The sequence below is a fragment of the Cellulomonas sp. EB106-03-03-XG116 genome (assembly GCF_058792015.1).
Genome location: NZ_JBYTEP010000002.1, coordinates 72,587 through 88,326, shown reverse-complemented (window position 1 = coordinate 88,326; position 15,740 = coordinate 72,587). Strand labels below are relative to the sequence as shown.

Here is a 15,740-nt window from a genome sequence, read left to right as displayed (position 1 = left end):
GAGGGCGCGCACCCGGTCCGCCGGACGGCGCATTCCGGTGAGTGCGCAGGTCACGCATCGTTTCTCAGGCGGCTGGCACCGCCACCGCCCGCAGGAACGACTCCAGCAGCGGCCCCGAGGTCGTCGAACCGAAGTCGCCGGTCTCGACGAACACCGCGACCGCGACGTCACCCTGCGCCGCGATCATCCACGCGTGGTTCTGCAGGTCGTCCCCCGACCCGTACTGCGCCGTGCCCGACTTCGCGATGACCTCGGGGCCGGGGACGTCCTGGAGGAAGTCGCCGCCGCCCTCCGTGACGACGGCCCGCATCATCGACCGCAGCGCGTCGGCCTCGGCGGTCGTCAGCGGCTGCGCGGCCTCCGGCGCGGGCGTCGCGGTCTCCCCCGCCGCGTCCAGCAGGAGCCGCGGCGTGACCCGCGCGCCCGCCGCCACCGACGCCGCGACCGTCGCCATGCCGAGCGGCGTCGCCTGGACCCGGGCCTGGCCGATCATCGACGCGGCGTGGTCGGTGCCGCCGGTCGCCTCGGCCGGCACCTCGCCGAGCGTCGCCGCGAAGCCGAGGTCGGCGCCCGCCACCAGGCCGAGCGCCTCCGCCGCGGCCGCGAGCGCCTCCTGCGGCGCCACGTCCGCCGCCGTGAGGAACGCGGTGTTGCACGACTCGGCGACCGCCGTCCGCAGCGTGATGTCGCCGAGCGCGTCCGCGGGGTACCCCGGGTAGTTCTGGAACGACCGGCCGTCGACGGTGGCGGTCTCCGGGCAGGTGACGGTGCTGTCCGGCGTCAGCCCGGCGCGCAGCAGCGCCAGCGACGTCGCGACCTTGAACGTCGACCCGGGTGCGTACAGGCCGAGCGTGGCGGTCGACATCCCGCCGCCGCCCGGGCCGCTCGCCGCGGCGAGCACGTCGCCGGTGGACGGCCGGATCGCCACGATCGCGCTGGCGCTGCCCGTCACGGTGGCGACCAGGTCCTCCGCGGCCTGCTGGACGGCGGGGTCGAGCGTCGTGCGCAGCGGCGCGCCCACCTGCGGTTCCACGTGGAACAGCTCGCGCTCCTGCGCGCCTCCCGCGGTCGCGACGACCGTCAGCCCCGGCTCGCCACGGAGCTGCTCGTCGAACTGCGCCTGCAGGCCGCTCAGGCCCGTGAGGTCGCCGGCGACGACGGCGCCGTCCGAGCCCTCCACGATCTCGGCGGTCGCCTGGCCGACCGTCCCGAGCACCGGCCGGGCGAACGCGCGGTTCGGCGCCAGCGGCAGCTCGGTGGCGACCATGTTGACGCCCGGCAGGGCGCCCAGCGCGCCGCGGTCGTAGGCCGGGTCGTCCTCGCGCACCACGATCGCCTCGACGAACGCCTTCTCCCCCGCCGCGGCGACCTGGGCCGCGTACGCCTCGGCGTCGAGGCCGAGGGCCGCCGCGAGCGCCCGCGCCGCCCCGTCCGCCTGCTCGGCCGGGACCCGGGTCTTGTCGATGCCGATCCGGAAGACGGACCGTGACTCGACGAGCACCGCGTCCCCGGCCCCGAGCACGTCCGCCCGCTCCGCCTGCACCCGGTGCACCTGCAGGGTCTCGCCCGGGGCCAGGTCCGGCGCGAGCAGCATCGTCGACCAGCGGGCGCGCCACTCGTCGTCGGCCTTCGTCAGGTTCGCGTGCGTCGTGTACGTCCAGGCGGTGGCGCTGCTGCCGACGTCCCAGGTGAAGGTCAGCTCGACCGACGCCGCCGCGTCGTCGTCGGCCGCCGCGACCACGTCGCCGGCCGCCACCTCGGGCTGCCACGGGTCCAGGCCCGCGTACGCGGCCGTGCGCGCCTCGCCCGCCTCCGCCGCGGTGGCCCCGTCGAGCGGGACGTCCGCGAAGTCGCCCGAGGCGAGCGCGTCGGCGAGGGCGTCCGCGGTCCGCTGCCGGTCGTCCTGCCCGCCCGAGCACGCCGCCAGCACCCCGACCAGCGCGAGCACCACGCCGGCCGCGACCCCGCGCCGCACCGCGCCCCGACCCCCTGCGACCCGCACCGACCTCACACGCCTCACCCCGTCGTCCGCCGCCTCACCGGGGGCGACGCGCCGCCGGCACCGTCAGCCTAGGGATCCCGACCTGCACGGACGGGCCGTTCCGCGTGCCGATCCGGGGACGTGCTGTGCGCGTCCTGTGCGCGCCGCATCCGGCGGCGGCAGCGGTTGACGATCGTCCCCGGCCCCTCTGGAATGGTGCGATGTCGCCTCCCGACCAGCCCTGCAGTCCCGTGCGGCGAGCCCGCACCACCCCGCGCAGCGGCCCGACGGCCCGCGCCGACCGCCCGGGGGCTCGCCGCTGATGGACTCCGAGACCTGGGGCAGCATCGCCCTCGTCCTGCTCTTCATCCTCATCGGCGGCGTGTTCGCCGGGACGGAGATCGCGCTCGTCTCGCTCCGCGAGAGCCAGATCAACCACCTCGAGCGGCAGAGCGCCCGCGGCGCGCGGGTCGCGTCCGTCGCCCGGGACCCGAACCGGTTCCTCGCCGCGGTGCAGATCGGCGTGACCGTCGCGGGCTTCTTCTCCGCCGCGTACGGCGCGTCGACGATCGCCCCCGACTTCGCGCCCGTCATCGAGGCGCTCGGGGTGTCCGAGGGCCTCGCGGGCACCATCGCGCTCGTCGTCCTGACCCTCGTGATCGCCTACCTGTCGCTGGTGCTGGGCGAGCTCGTGCCCAAGCGCATCGCGCTCCAGCAGTCCGGCCGGGTGGCGCTGGCCGTCGCCCCGCCGCTCGACCGGTTCGCCACGCTGATGCGCCCGGTGATCTGGCTGCTCTCCGCGTCCACGAACCTGCTGGTCCGGCTGTTCGGCGGCGACCCGCACGCCACCAGCGAGGAGATGTCCGAGGCCGAGCTCCGCGACCTCGTCATCGCGCACCAGGGGCTGCCCGAGGACGAGCGCCGCATCCTCGGCGACGTGTTCGCCGCGACCGACCGCTCGGTGGCGGAGGTGATGCGCCCGCGGCCCGAGGTGCACTTCCTGGAGGCCGACCTCACCCTCGCCGACGCCCTCGTCGAGGTCCGCGAGCAGCCCTGGTCCCGGTACCCCGTGATCGGCGAGGACTTCGACGACGTCCTGGGGTTCCTGCACATCCGCGAGCTGCTCGAGGCCACCGACCGCACCGGCGTCCGGGTCCGCGACGTCATGCGCGAGATCGTCGTGCTCCCCGGCACCAACAAGCTCCTGCCGTCGCTGTCGTCGATGCGCCGCGAGGGCGTGCACATCGCGGTCGTCGTCGACGAGTACGGCGGCACCGACGGCATCGTGACGCTCGAGGACCTGGTCGAGGAGCTCGTCGGCGACATCCGCGACGAGTACGACATGCCCGGCTCCTCGGGGGCCGAGGCCCGCGAGGGGGCGCCCGGCTCCTACGACGCCGGCATCACCATCGAGGAGTTCACCGAGCTGACCGGGGTGCCGCTCGCCGACGGGCCGTACGAGACCGTCGCCGGGTTCGTGATCGCGCGGCTCGGCCGGCTCGGCGAGGTCGGCGACGCCGTGGAGGTCGACGGGCACCGGGTCGAGGTCACCGCGGTCGACGGCCGGCGCATCGCGCGGGTGCGGGTCGTGCCGCCGCCGGAGGAGCCGACGGCGGGCCCGGGCGCGCCCACCACCGACGGGACCGGGGACGGCCGCGGCTGAGCCGCGCTCGGGATGCGCGTCGCGCCCTCCTGCCCCACCCTGGGTGCCAGCCACCCGGGACCGGGGACGACGAGGAGGGAGCGCGCGTGGGCCACCGACCGCACCGCCTCGTGCTCGACCCCGAGCCGGGATCCGTCGCGACCGGCCGCCGCTGGGCGGCGCACGAGGCCGAGCTCGGGCACGCGACCGCCGAGGCGGCTCGCACCGTGGAGCTGCTGACCAGCGAGATCCTCACCAACGCCGTCGTGCACACCCGGGCGCACCGGCACATCGCCCTCACCGCCGAGTGCCACGACGACTGCGTCCGGGTCGAGGTCACCGACCCCGACCCGACGCTGCCGCTGGTCAAGCCGGGCAGCGCGCGCCGGATCGGCGGTCACGGCATGCGGCTCGTCGACGCCCTCGCCACCCGCTGGGGCATCGAGCTGCACCCCGGCCGCGGCAAGACCGTCTGGTTCGAGACCCCCGCGGGCGCCCACGGCCTGACGGCCTGACGACACCGCCCGCTGCGGGCGATGCCGGCGGGCCTGCGCGGCCACGACGATGGCCGGATGGAGGTACAGCCGGCCCCGTCCGCACCGTCCGGACCGCACGACGCCGCGCGGCCGTCGGGGCGCCGCGCCCGGCTGCGCACCGCCCTGCGCACCGTCGGCAGCACGGTGCTGATCGTCGGCCTGTACCTGGGCCGGCCGCTCGACCGCGCGACCCCGGCGACGCTCGTGCTGCTCGTCGCGGGCCTCACGCTGCTGGTGCTGCTGCTCGGCTGGCAGATCCGCAGCGTCGTGCGGTCCCCGTACCCGGTGCTGCGCGCGATCGAGGCCTTCGTGACGGCGACGGTGCTGTTCATCGTCCTGTTCGCCGCCGGGTACACCTCGCTGTCGGAGTCGACGCCGGGCGCCTTCACCGAGCCGGTCGACCGGCTGGACGCGATCTACTTCACGATGACCGTGCTGGCGACCGTGGGGTTCGGCGACATCACGCCCGTCACCGGCCCGGCGCGCGTCGTGGTGACCCTGCAGATGATCTGCGGGTTCGCGTTCGCGGCGCTGGTCGGGCGGGAGTTCCTGGCCGCGGTGCGCCGGGCGCAGGACGGCGACAGCGCCCGGCCCCCGGGCGGGCCGGGCGACACCGGCGCCTGACCGCGCGCGACCGCCAGCCGCGCGACCGTCAGGCGGGCGCCCGGTGCACGCCGGTCCCGTCCGACCCCGCGGGGGCCGCCGCGCGGGCCTGTCCCAGGGCGTGCTCCTTGAGCGCGGCGAACTCCTCCGCGGTGATCGCGCCCTCGTCGAGCAGCGTCCTGGCCTGGGCGATCTGCTGCCCCGGCGACGCCGACCCGGCGACGTCGCGGATGTACGCGTCGCCCGCCTGCCGCGCCGCGACCGCCGAGCGGGCGCTGCGCTCGGCCATCCCGCGCCCGCGCGCGATCAGGTACACCAGCGCGGTCACGAACGGCAGCACCAGCAGGAAGATCAGCCACACCGCCTTCCACCACCCGCTCAGCTCCCGGTCCCGGAACAGGTCCGTGATGATCGAGAACAGCGCGAACAGGTAGGCGATGAAGACGAACGCCCAGACGAACCACCAGATGATGTCCCAGAAGTCGGACCAGAACTCCACCGCCACCACGCTCCTCACGCGACAGGCCGGTGCCCCGGCCGGGACGTCGGGCGGCGCCGGGCGGCGCCCGCCCCTCGCGCTCACGCTAGGGCGGGCCGTCGCGGGCCGGACCACCCGGTCGGGATGAGCCGTGACCCGCGCCACGCCGCGGAATGCCGCGGCGGGGCGGCCGGTTCGCACCGGTATGAGAGCTGTCGTGTACGAGGAGTTCGGCGGGGCCGACGTGCTCCGGGTCGTCGATCGTCCGGAGCCCCACATCGGGGCGGACGCCGTGGTCGTGAAGGTCGCCGCCGCGTCGCTGAACCCGGTCGACTACAAGATCCGCGAGGGGTACCTCCGCGGCCTGATGGACGTGCACTTCCCGGCGGTCCCCGCCTGGGACGTGTCCGGCACCGTCGTGAAGGCCGGGCTCGACACCCCTGAGCTGCAGGTCGGCGACGAGGTGCTGGCGTACGCCCGCAAGGACGTCGTGCAGGACGGCACCCTCGCCGAGTACGTGGCGGTCCCCGTGCGGACCGCGGCGAAGAAGCCGGCCGGGCTGTCGTTCGAGGAGGCCGCCGCACTGCCGCTGGCCGGCCTCACCGCGCTGCAGAGCATCCGCCGCGCCGGGCTCGCCGAGGGCCAGACCGTCCTGGTGCACGCCGCGGCCGGCGGCGTCGGCTCGATCGCCGTGCAGCTCGCCGTCCACGCCGGGGCCCGGGTCGTCGGCACCGCCTCCGAGCGCAACCACGACTACCTGCGCTCGCTCGGCGCCGAGCCGGTCGCGTACGGCGACGGCCTGGTCGAGGCCGCGCGCGCCGCCGTCCCGGACGGGTTCGACGTGGTGCTCGACTACGTCGGGGGCCAGGCGGTCGAGACCGCGCCGGCGCTCCTGCGCCCCGGCGGCACGATCGCGTCGATCACGGACGCCCGCGCCCGCGACGAGCTCGGCGGCCAGTACGTGTGGGTCCGCCCCGACAGCGCCGACCTGGCGCACCTGGCCGACCTCGCCGCGCGCGGCGTCGTCAAGGTCGAGATCGCGGCGACCTACCCGCTCGAGGAGACCGCCGAGGCGTACCGCGCCCTGGAGACCGGACACACCCGCGGCAAGATCGTCGTCACCGTCTGACCCGGCTCGCCGAGCGCGGTGGCTCGGGCCGACCGCGGTGCCTGGCGCCGAGCGCGGTGGTTCGGGCTGCCGCGCTCGGCGGGGGCGACCGCGCTCGGCGGCGCCTCAGACCGCGCGGGCCGCGAGCAGGTCCCGGGTGACCGGGTGCGCCGGGGCGCCGAAGACGTCCGGCACCGGCCCCTGCTCCACGACGCGCCCCGCGCTCATCACGAGCACCCGGTCGCACACCCGCCGGATCACGCCGAGGTCGTGGGACACCAGCACCATCGCCACGCCCGTGTCCCGGCGCAGCTCGACCAGCAGGTCCAGGATCGCCGCCTGCACCTGGACGTCGAGCGCGGACACCGGCTCGTCGAGCAGCAGCACCCGCGGCTCCGAGGCGAGCGCCCGCGCGATCGCCACCCGCTGCCGCTGCCCGCCCGAGAGGGTCCGGGGCCGGCGGTCCAGGACCGCCGCGGGCAGGTGCACCCGCGCGAGCAGCGCGGCCGCCGCGGCGTCCCGGTCGGCCCGCGCGGGCGGCCGGGGACCCGTCGCGAGCGCCGCCGCCAGCACCGCGCGCACCGTCAGCCGCGCGTCGACGGTGCCCAGCGGGTCCTGCGGCACCAGGCGGACGCCCGGCCGCAGGGCGCGCCGCTCCCGCTCGGGCAGCGCCGACCAGGGCCGGCCGTCCAGCAGCACCTCCCCGGCGTCCGGGGCGTCGGCGGCGAGCAGCAGCCGGGCCAGCGTCGTCTTGCCCGACCCGGACTCGCCGACCAGGCCCACGGCCTCGCCCGCGCGGACCGCGACGTCCACGCCGTCGACCGCCGTCACCGACCCGCCGCCGGGCAGCGGGAACTCCCGGCGCAGCCCGTGGCCCTCGAGCACCGCCGCGCCCGGCTCCGGGACCGCTCCGGGGCCCTCGCCCAGCCGTGCGGCCGCGACCAGCTCGCGCGTGTACCCGTGCCGGGGCGCGCCGAGCACGGCGGCCGTGGTGCCCTCCTCGACGACCCGGCCGTCCCGCAGCACCACGACCCGGTCCGCGACCCGCGCGACGGCGCCGAGGTCGTGCGTCACCAGCACGACCGCGGTGCCCGCGTCGCGGAGGTCGCCGAGCAGGCCCAGCACCCGGGCGGCGACCGTGGCGTCGAGCGCCGTCGTGGGCTCGTCGGCGACGAGCAGCGGCGGCCGGGCGACGACGGCGGACGCGATGAGCGCGCGCTGGCGCATGCCGCCGGACAGCTCGCCGGGGCGCTGCCGCGCGCGCACCGCGGGGTCGGGCAGGCCGGCCTCGTCGAGCGCGGCGAGCACCCGCTCGGCGCGGTCGACCCGGGACGGCCGCGGCGCCCCCGGATCCCCACCGGATCCTCGCGCGGCACCCTGATGGATCGGGTGGCGGCGCGAGAACCGGCGGGGGAACGAGAAGCCGCGCGCGCCCGACGCGCCACCCGCACCCGGCCGGCGCACCGCGAGCGCCTCGCCCACCTCGGCGCCGACGGTGCGCAGCGGGTCCAGCGAGCCCAGGGCGTCCTGCAGCACCAGGCCGACGTCCCGCCCGCGCGCCGCGCGCCAGTCCCGCTCCGAGAACCGCAGCGCGTCCCGGCCGAGCAGGGCGAGCCGGTCCGCCCGGACGTCCGCGCGCGCGCCCTCGCCCGCGAGCCCCACGAGCGTGCGCGCCAGCACCGACTTGCCCGCGCCGGACCCGCCGACGACCGCGACGCACTCGCCCGCCGCCACCCGCAGGTCGACGCCGTGCAGCACCTCGGCGCCGCCCGGGAACGCGACGCGCAGCCCGGCGACCTCGAGCACCGGCACCCCGTCGCCCGCGATGCCGCCGCCCTCGCCGAGCGCCGCCCCCGGCCCGCCGACCTCCCCGACCCGCCCCGTCACGACGCCACCGCCCCGACCCGCCGGCCCAGCACCGTCAGGGCCGCCGCGGTCGCCGTGATCGCGAGGCCGGGGAACACCGTGAGCCACCACGCCGTGTCGATGTACACCCGGCCCGCGTTGAGCATCGCGCCCCACTCCGGCGACGGCGGCAGCGTCCCCAGCCCGAGGAAGCTGAGCGCGCACACCCACACCACGGCCTGCCCGATCCCGAGGGTCGCGATCGACACGAGCGGCCACAGCGTGTTCGGCACGACGTGCCGGCGCAGCACGGTGAGGGGCGGGTGCCCCTCGAGCCGCGCCGCCTCCACGTACCCGCTGGTCGCCACCGACCGCACCCGGGCGCGCAGCATCCGGGCGTACCCCGGCGCGGTCGCCGCGCCGACGGCCAGCACCGACGCCTCCACGCCCGCCCCGAGGACCGCCACGAGCAGCAGGGCGAGCACCAGCGTCGGCAGCGCGAACAGCACCTCGAGCACGCGCCCGATCCCGGCGTCGAGCCAGCGCGGCCCGAGCCCCGCGGCGAAGCCCAGCACCAGCCCGGCGCCGACGCCGATCGCCGTCGCCGCGGCCCCGATGCCGAGCGACGCCGCCGCGCCGTGCACGACGCGGGTGTAGACGTCGCGGCCGGACTCGTCGGTGCCGAACCAGTGGCCCGGGCCCGGCGCGGTGAACGCCGCGCGCGCGTCGATCGCGTTCGGGTCCCCCGGGGCCAGCACGTCGGGCCACAGCACCGCGACGGCCATCCAGAGCACCGCGAGCGCCGCGAGCACGCCGGGGACGCCGAGTCCGCGCACGACCCGGGCGGCACCGGCGACCAGCCGCGCCCCGGCGCCCCCGGCCCCGGCACGTCCCCCGCCGCCCGGGCCACCCCCGCCCGCGCCGCGCCCGCCGTCGTCCGCGGCGCCCCGGCGCTCCGCCGCCACCGCCGTCACCCCAGCACCGCCGGCTCCCCGGCGCGCGTGGCCGGCGCCGCCCCGCCGACGAGCGCCGGCACCTCGGCGGCCCCGCGCAGCCGCGGGTCGAGCAGCCGCTCGGCGACGTCGACCAGCAGCATCACCACGACGTACGCCAGCGCGACCACGACCACCGCCCCGACCACCACGGGCACGTCCCGCTGCATCGTCGCGTCGAGCAGCAGCCGGCCGAGCCCCGGGCGGCCGAACAGCGTCTCGACGACGACGGCACCGCTGAGGAGCGAGCCGAACGCCCACCCCGACAGCGACACGGCGGGCAGCACCCCGTGCCGCAGCGTGTGCCGCCAGAGCACCCGCACCGGGGACGCCCCGCGTGCCCGCGCGCTGGTCGCGAACGGCGCCGCCGCGGCCTCCTCCAGGGAGTCGCGCATCACCTGCCCGAGGAACCCGGCGACCGGGACCGCCAGGGTCACCGTCGGGAGCACCAGGCCGGCCGGGTCGGTGCCGCTGCTCGTCGCGGGGAACCAGCCGAGCGTCGACGAGAACACCACGATCAGCACCGCCCCGAGCCAGAAGTGCGGCAGCACCGCCGCCACCACCTCGGCCCCGCGCAGCGCCGCCGCGCACGCCCGGCCGACCGGCCCGGTGGCCCGCACCGCGAGCGTCGCGACCGCGAGCGCCAGGACCCACGCCAGGGCGAGGGCCAGCACCGCGAGCAGCATCGTCCCGGGCAGCTGCTCGGCGAGCAGGTCGGACACCGGGACCCGGCGCGCGTACGAGTCGCCGAGGTCGAACGTCGCCACCCGCCAGAGCTGCACCAGGTACTGCACGACGAGCGGCTGGTCGAGCCCGTACTGCGCGCGGGCCGCCGCGACCGCCTCCGGCCCGGCCTGCGAACCGGGTCCGCCGAGGATCGCCTCGGTCGGGTCGCCGCCGGCCGCACGCAGCGCGAAGAACACGACGGTCGCGACCACCCAGGCGACGAGGGCCGCCGCGCCGAGGCGCGCCAGGAGCCACCGCAGCCACGGGCGGCGGGCCGCCCGGCCGGCCGCGGCGACGGCGCGCACGGCGGTCAGGACCCCAGGCGGGCGTCGAGGAACGTCGGCGTGGACACGGTGTCCAGCGTCCGCATCCCGGTGACGCCGCGGGTGAGGAAGTGGTTCTGCTGGTCGTAGAGCGGGAGGATGTAGTAGCCCTCCAGCACGATCTGCTGCGCCTGCTCGTACAGGTCGGCCCGCTCGGCGTCGTCGGCCGTCGCGGAGGCGCGGTCCAGCAGGTCGTCCAGCTGGGGGTCCTTCACCTGCGCGTGGTTGGCGAAGTAGCCGCTCGGGGCCGGGACCGTGCCGTCCGAGTGGTAGAGGATCCGCAGCACGTCCGGCCCGACCTTCGTGTACGGCGCGGACACGGCCTCGTACTCGTTCGCCCCGAGCGCGGCGTACCAGGCAGACAGGTCGGACGGCGTCAGGACGACCTCGAAGCCCACCGCCTTCGCGTTGGCCTGGATCTGCTCGAACAGCGACTGCTCCGCGGCCACCGACTGGTTGGTGCTGACGGGGAACCGCACGGTGAGGCGCTGCCCGTCCTTGGTCCGGTAGCCCTCGTCGTCCGTGCCGGTCCAGCCGGCCTCGTCCAGCAGCTGCTCCGCGCGGTCGGTGTCCGTGGCGAACAGGTCCTCGTCCGAGTACGCGGTCGGCTCCACGCTCGACAGCGGGGAGTACGACCGGGTCGCGGTGCCGGCGAACAGGGTCTCGATGCCCGGGTCCGGGTCGGCCGCGCGGACGAACGCCTCGCGCACCCGCACGTCGTCGAACGGCGGCTGCGCGCTGTTCAGCTCGATCCGGTTGGACGAGCCGGGCCGCGGGGCGTCGACGTGCGTGAGGTCGCCGCCCGCCTCCGCCTGCGCGATCGCGTCGGGCTGCGGGTTGTCGACCACCTGCACCTCGCCGGAGCGCAGCGCCGCGTACCGGGTGGCCGCGTCCGGGATGAACCGCCAGACGATCTCGTCCAGGTACGCCGGGCCGTCGTGCTCCGCCTGCGGGTCGAGCGGCACGTACTCGTCGTTGCGCACCAGGGTCACCTGCTGCTGCGGCACCCACTCGTCGACGACGAACGGGCCGGTGCCCACGGGGGCCGCGCAGTTCTCGTCCGTCCCGCGCTCGATGCCCGCGGGCGACTCCATCGCGGTCCACTGCTGGCTCAGCGACTCCAGCAGCGCGGAGTCCGGCTCGGTCAGGTGGAACCGGGCGTGCGTCGCGTCCACGACCTCGACGGACTCGACCTTCTGCACCGCGAGGTAGCCGGTGGACGACCCGGTGTCCGGGTCCTGCAGGTGCTCGATGTTGGCCTTGACCGCCGCGGCGTCGAACGGGGTGCCGTCCGTGAACGTCACGTCGTCGACCAGGGTGAAGTCCCAGGTCAGCAGGTCGTCGCTGACGGTCCACGCGCTCGCGAGCCACGGCAGGATCGTGCCGTCCGCGTCCCGGCCGACCAGCGGCTCCAGGTACTGCGTGCTGATCAGCGCCTGCGGGTAGTTGCCGCCGACGTGCGGGTCGAGGCAGGTGGGCTCGGCGTCGCCGGTCGCGTACACCAGCGTCCCGCCGTCCCGCGGGGTCGCGGCGTCGTCGGCGTCGCCGCCGGAGCCGGTGCAGGCCGCCAGCGCGAGGGCGGCGGCGGCGGCCAGCGCGGCGCCGGTGCGCACGCGGGTCGGACGGAGGGCGTGGGGCACGGGTCCACCTCGGGCGTCGGGGTCCGGCGGCGGCTCGTCCGCCGACCGGTTGTTGCACTGCGTCCAACAATAGGCGCAGGTGGCGCACGCCTCCCGCCCCAGCGGCTGTGATCCCCGTCCCACGGCCCGCCTAGCATGGGCGCGTGCCCGCTCCCGCCCCGCGCCGATCCGGCCGCCCGCACGCCTCGTCGCGGGCGATGCTGGAAGAGGCCGCCGGCGAGCTGTTCCTCGAGCGCGGGTACGCGACCACCTCGGTCGCCGACATCACCCAGCGCGCGGGCGTCTCGCGGAGCACGTTCTTCAACTACTTCACCGCGAAGTCCGACCTGCTGTGGGCGGCGTTCGACGAGCGGGCCGAGGCGCTCCGCGCGGACCTCGCGGGCGCGGCCACGGACGCGACCCCGGGCGCGGTGGTCGAGGCGGCCCTGCGGGAGCTCGCCGCCCGGCTCCCGGCCGAGCACGTCGCCCTCGCCTTCACCCAGGCCGACACGATGGGCCTCGGCGACGACCTCCGGCTCGCCGCCGCACGCCGCACCGCGGACCTGGGCGCCGCGATCGCGGCCTACGCGGCCGGGCGGGGCGTCGACCCCCTGCACGCGCGGGTGGCCGGGGCGGCCTGGGCGGGGGCGCTCGTGGCGGCGGTCGAGGCGTGGGCCCGCGCAGGGGCGGAGCGGACGCGGCTGCCGGACCTGCTCGACCGCGCGCTGGCGCCGGTGCGGGGGGCGCTGGGCTGACGGGTCCCGGGGGACGGTCCGGGGCGTTCGGGACATCTCCGGCGCGCTCCGGGAGCCCCCTGTGGATGACGCCGGCGGCCGGGGCTGCGCGGCGCCTGGCGACTCGCGCATGACCAGCCACCCCGCTCCCGGGCACTCCCACCGACGCCCCGACGAGGGGGTGGCGGGATCGAGATGAGCAAGATAACTTGGCTGCACGGCGATGAGCCGCTGATCCTCGGCAGCGCGCACCGCCACCGGGTACCCGAGGAGGACGTCCGTCACGCCATCGACCACCCGGTCGCCGGCTTCGACGTGGGCGAGGGCATGACCATGGTGATCGGTGCCGACCGCACCGGCGCGCTGATCGAGGTCGGTGTCGTCGCGATGTACGGCGGCTGGTGCGTGGTCCACGCCATGCGCCCCGCGCGCCCGAAGCTCCTGAGGAGATGACCACCGTGCCCCGATCGCTCGACGAGATCATCGCGAGCGCGGACGCGCTCGCCGACCGGTTCGAGGCCTACGAGCCGGCCGAGGCGGACCGCGACTCCGTCGACCCGACGACGGCCCTCTGGCTGGCGGCGTCCCGGCGTGCCGCCGCCGAGCGGGACCTGGCGGCGGCCGTGGTGGAGGCCCGGCGGGCAGGCGTCCCGTGGAAGGTGGTGGGCGAGCTGGTCGGCACGTCCGGCGAGGCCGCCCGGCAGCGGTACGGACGGCACGCGGCGCGCTGACGACGTCGCCCGCCGTCCACCTGCTCGCCACGCGCCGGAGCCCGCGCGTGTGGCCCCGCCTCACCCGGTGTTCCTAGGATCGACCCCATGAGCGACACCGGACTGCGGCAGGCCCAGGACAAGATGGCGGCGGCCGGGGTGGCCCCGACCGCGATCGACGTCTTCACCCACTACTACCGGGAGCTCGAGGCGGGGGCCACGGGCCTCATCCCCGAGGACACCATCGACCCCCTGCTCGACCCCCCGCAGCTCGCGGACGTCGACATCGACCCCGAGGCCGCGCGCGAGGCGTTCGCGAGGACGGCGATCATCAAGCTCAACGGCGGCCTCGGCACCTCGATGGGCATGGACAAGGCCAAGTCCCTGCTCCCGGTGCGCGACGGCAAGTCGTTCCTCGACCTCATCGTCGAGCAGGTGCAGCACGCCCGCTCCGAGACCGGCGCCCGCCTGCCCCTCATCCTGATGAACTCGTTCCGCACCCAGGCCGACTCGCTCGAGGCGCTGGCCCGGCACGAGGGCCTGGCCGTGGACGACCTGCCGCTGGACTTCCTGCAGAACCAGGAGCCGAAGCTCCGCACGGACGACCTGACCCCGGTGACCTGGGAGGCCGACCCGACGCTGGAGTGGTGCCCCCCGGGCCACGGCGACCTCTACACGGCGCTGCTCGCGTCGGGCGTGCTGCGGCAGCTGCTGGACGCGGGCTTCCGGTACGCGTCGGTGTCGAACTCCGACAACCTGGGCGCCGCGCCGAACCCGACGATCGCCGGCTGGTTCGCGGCCTCCGGCGCGCCGTACGCCGCCGAGCTGTGCCGCCGCACCGCCGCCGACCGCAAGGGCGGCCACCTGGCGGTCCGGAAGTCCGACGGCCGGCTGATCCTGCGCGACACCGCGCAGACGCCCGCGGACGAGATGGACTACTTCACCGACGAGCACCGGCACCCGTACTTCCACACGAACAACCTGTGGTTCGACCTGGAGCAGATCGCGGCGGCGCTGGAGGCCCGCGGCGCGGTGCTCGGCCTGCCGCTGATCCGCAACGTCAAGACCGTCGACCCGACCGACTCCTCGTCGCCCGAGGTGTTCCAGATCGAGACGGCCATGGGCGCGGCGATCGAGGTGTTCGAGGGCGCGACCGCCATCGCCGTGGGTCGCGAGCGGTTCCTGCCGGTCAAGACGACGAACGACCTGCTGCTGCTCCGGTCCGACGCGTACGACCTCGGCGAGGACTCGACGCTGCGGCTCGCCGTCGACAAGGCGCCGCTCGTGGACCTCGACACGAAGGTCTACAAGACCGTCGGGAAGTTCGAGCAGCGGTTCCCCGCCGCCCCGTCGCTGCGCGGCGCGTCCTCGTTCACCGTGCAGGGCGACTGGACCTTCGAGCCGGGCGTCGTCGCGACGGGCGAGGCCGTCGTCGAGGCGGACGGCGCCCCCGGCACCATCCCGTCCGGCACCACGATCGGCGGCTGACCCGCACCGCACCGAGGGGGCCGCCCGTGGCGGACGTCGCGCCGACCGAGCAGGCCGGGGCGCGCCACGAGCGGTCCGCCCTGCTGGAGTCCGCGGTCGCCGCGGCGGTGCTCGGCACCGCCGCGGTGGTCGCGGGCCTGGTCTCCGGGTCGGCGGTCGTGCTCTTCGACGGCCTCTACACGCTCGCCGGGATCGCCCTCGTCGGCGTCTCCGCGCTGGCCTCGCGCGCCGCGGCCTCGCGACCCGGCGGGCGGTACCCCTTCGGGCGGCACGCCGCCACGCCGCTGGCGGTGGTCGTGCAGGGCGCCGCGCTGGTCGCGACGCTGCTGTACGGGGCGGCCGACGCGGTCGGGACGCTGCTGGCCGGGGGCTCGGACGCGAGCCCGACGACGATGCTGGTCTACGGCGGCGCCTCGGCGGTCGTGAGCGCGCTCGTGGCGTGGCGGCTGCGCCGGCGGTCCGGGGGCTCGGCGCTGGTCGACGCCGAGGTCGTGTCCTGGTGGGCCGGCGCGGCGATCAGCGTGGGCGTCGGCCTCGGCGGCGCGCTCGCCGCCGTCCTGCAGGCGGCCGGGCGGGACGCCGCCGCGGGCTACGTCGACCCCGTGCTGCTGCTGGTCGTGGTGCTCCTGGTGGCGCGCCTGCCGGTGCGGCTGCTGCGCGACGGCATGCACGAGCTGCTCGAGGGCGCGCCGCCGCCCGAGGTCGACGCGGCGGTCCGCGCGGCCGTCGACGCCGCCCGCACCGCGTTCGACCTGCCCGAGCCGCTGCTGCGCGCGACCAAGCTCGGCCGGCGGCTGTACGTGGAGGTGGACTTCGTCGTCGAGCCGGGCCGGTGGGACGTGGACGACGAGGACGACGTCCGGCGCGCCGTGGTCGGCCGGCTCCGGGACCTGCCGCTCGACGTCTGGGCGACGGTCGAGCTCACGGCGGACCCCGGCCTGGCGGCGTAGCCCGG

The 15,740-nt window shown here is 76.7% G+C and carries 15 protein-coding genes; 9 read left to right on the top strand and 6 right to left on the bottom strand.

Going from position 1 to position 15,740, the window contains the following annotated elements:
• Positions 1–64: 64 nt before the first annotated feature.
• Positions 65–1,975 (bottom strand): penicillin-binding transpeptidase domain-containing protein, encoded by a 1,911-nt coding sequence (locus tag AC3WUG_RS01345; protein ID WP_492325988.1) that lies wholly within the window; start codon positions 1,973–1,975, stop codon positions 65–67.
• A gap of 328 nt (positions 1,976–2,303) precedes the next feature.
• Between AC3WUG_RS01345 and AC3WUG_RS01340 the strand changes: the two genes are divergently transcribed.
• From AC3WUG_RS01340 to AC3WUG_RS01330, 3 genes are all read left to right on the top strand, one after another.
• On the top strand, positions 2,304–3,644 hold the full coding sequence (locus tag AC3WUG_RS01340; RefSeq protein WP_492325987.1) for a hemolysin family protein: 1,341 nt from the start codon (positions 2,304–2,306) through the stop codon (positions 3,642–3,644).
• A gap of 86 nt (positions 3,645–3,730) precedes the next feature.
• Entirely contained in the window at positions 3,731–4,138 is a 408-nt protein-coding gene (locus AC3WUG_RS01335; RefSeq protein ID WP_492325986.1) for an ATP-binding protein, read from the top strand.
• Between the two features lie 57 nt (positions 4,139–4,195).
• Entirely contained in the window at positions 4,196–4,783 is a 588-nt protein-coding gene (locus AC3WUG_RS01330) for a potassium channel family protein (RefSeq protein ID WP_492325985.1), read from the top strand.
• A gap of 28 nt (positions 4,784–4,811) precedes the next feature.
• Here the strand turns inward: AC3WUG_RS01330 and AC3WUG_RS01325 are convergent, their stop codons facing one another.
• A complete protein-coding gene (locus AC3WUG_RS01325; protein WP_492325984.1) occupies positions 4,812–5,261 on the bottom strand; it encodes an SHOCT domain-containing protein in 450 nt (149 codons plus the stop codon).
• A gap of 184 nt (positions 5,262–5,445) precedes the next feature.
• Here AC3WUG_RS01325 and AC3WUG_RS01320 point away from each other — a divergent pair, with 184 nt between their 5' ends.
• On the top strand, positions 5,446–6,369 hold the full coding sequence (locus AC3WUG_RS01320; protein ID WP_492325983.1) for an NADP-dependent oxidoreductase: 924 nt from the start codon (positions 5,446–5,448) through the stop codon (positions 6,367–6,369).
• A 105-nt stretch (positions 6,370–6,474) separates the two neighbouring features.
• Here AC3WUG_RS01320 and AC3WUG_RS01315 read toward each other — a convergent pair whose 3' ends face one another.
• Genes AC3WUG_RS01315 through AC3WUG_RS01300 form a run of 4 tightly spaced genes read right to left on the bottom strand, consistent with a single transcriptional unit; the run spans position 6,475 to position 11,874 of the window.
• Positions 6,475–8,235 (bottom strand): ATP-binding cassette domain-containing protein, encoded by a 1,761-nt coding sequence (locus AC3WUG_RS01315; protein WP_492325982.1) that lies wholly within the window; start codon positions 8,233–8,235, stop codon positions 6,475–6,477.
• Complete coding sequence (locus AC3WUG_RS01310) at positions 8,232–9,158, bottom strand: ABC transporter permease (protein WP_492325981.1); 927 nt, start codon at positions 9,156–9,158, stop codon at positions 8,232–8,234. The genes AC3WUG_RS01315 and AC3WUG_RS01310 overlap by 4 nt, the downstream gene beginning before the upstream one ends.
• Before the next feature lie 5 nt (positions 9,159–9,163).
• Positions 9,164–10,225 carry an ABC transporter permease gene (locus tag AC3WUG_RS01305; RefSeq protein WP_492326083.1) on the bottom strand — a complete coding sequence of 354 codons (1,062 nt, stop codon included), beginning with the start codon at positions 10,223–10,225 and terminating at the stop codon, positions 9,164–9,166.
• Complete coding sequence (locus AC3WUG_RS01300; protein ID WP_492325980.1) at positions 10,222–11,874, bottom strand: ABC transporter substrate-binding protein; 1,653 nt, start codon at positions 11,872–11,874, stop codon at positions 10,222–10,224. Before AC3WUG_RS01300 ends, AC3WUG_RS01305 begins: the two co-directional genes overlap by 4 nt.
• Before the next feature lie 143 nt (positions 11,875–12,017).
• Here AC3WUG_RS01300 and AC3WUG_RS01295 point away from each other — a divergent pair, with 143 nt between their 5' ends.
• From AC3WUG_RS01295 to AC3WUG_RS01275, 5 genes are all read left to right on the top strand, one after another.
• Entirely contained in the window at positions 12,018–12,608 is a 591-nt protein-coding gene (locus AC3WUG_RS01295; RefSeq protein WP_492325979.1) for a TetR/AcrR family transcriptional regulator, read from the top strand.
• A 174-nt stretch (positions 12,609–12,782) separates the two neighbouring features.
• Complete coding sequence (locus tag AC3WUG_RS01290; RefSeq protein ID WP_492325978.1) at positions 12,783–13,040, top strand: hypothetical protein; 258 nt, start codon at positions 12,783–12,785, stop codon at positions 13,038–13,040.
• Positions 13,037–13,318 (top strand): hypothetical protein, encoded by a 282-nt coding sequence (locus tag AC3WUG_RS01285; protein ID WP_158376127.1) that lies wholly within the window; start codon positions 13,037–13,039, stop codon positions 13,316–13,318. Before AC3WUG_RS01290 ends, AC3WUG_RS01285 begins: the two co-directional genes overlap by 4 nt.
• Before the next feature lie 87 nt (positions 13,319–13,405).
• The gene (locus AC3WUG_RS01280; RefSeq protein WP_492325977.1) at positions 13,406–14,785 is read left to right on the top strand and encodes a UTP--glucose-1-phosphate uridylyltransferase; all 1,380 of its coding nucleotides are present in this window, start codon (positions 13,406–13,408) and stop codon (positions 14,783–14,785) included.
• Between the two features lie 26 nt (positions 14,786–14,811).
• Positions 14,812–15,735, top strand: a complete 924-nt coding sequence (locus AC3WUG_RS01275; RefSeq protein WP_492325976.1) for a cation efflux transmembrane domain-containing protein — start codon at positions 14,812–14,814, stop codon at positions 15,733–15,735.
• Positions 15,736–15,740: the final 5 nt, after the last annotated feature.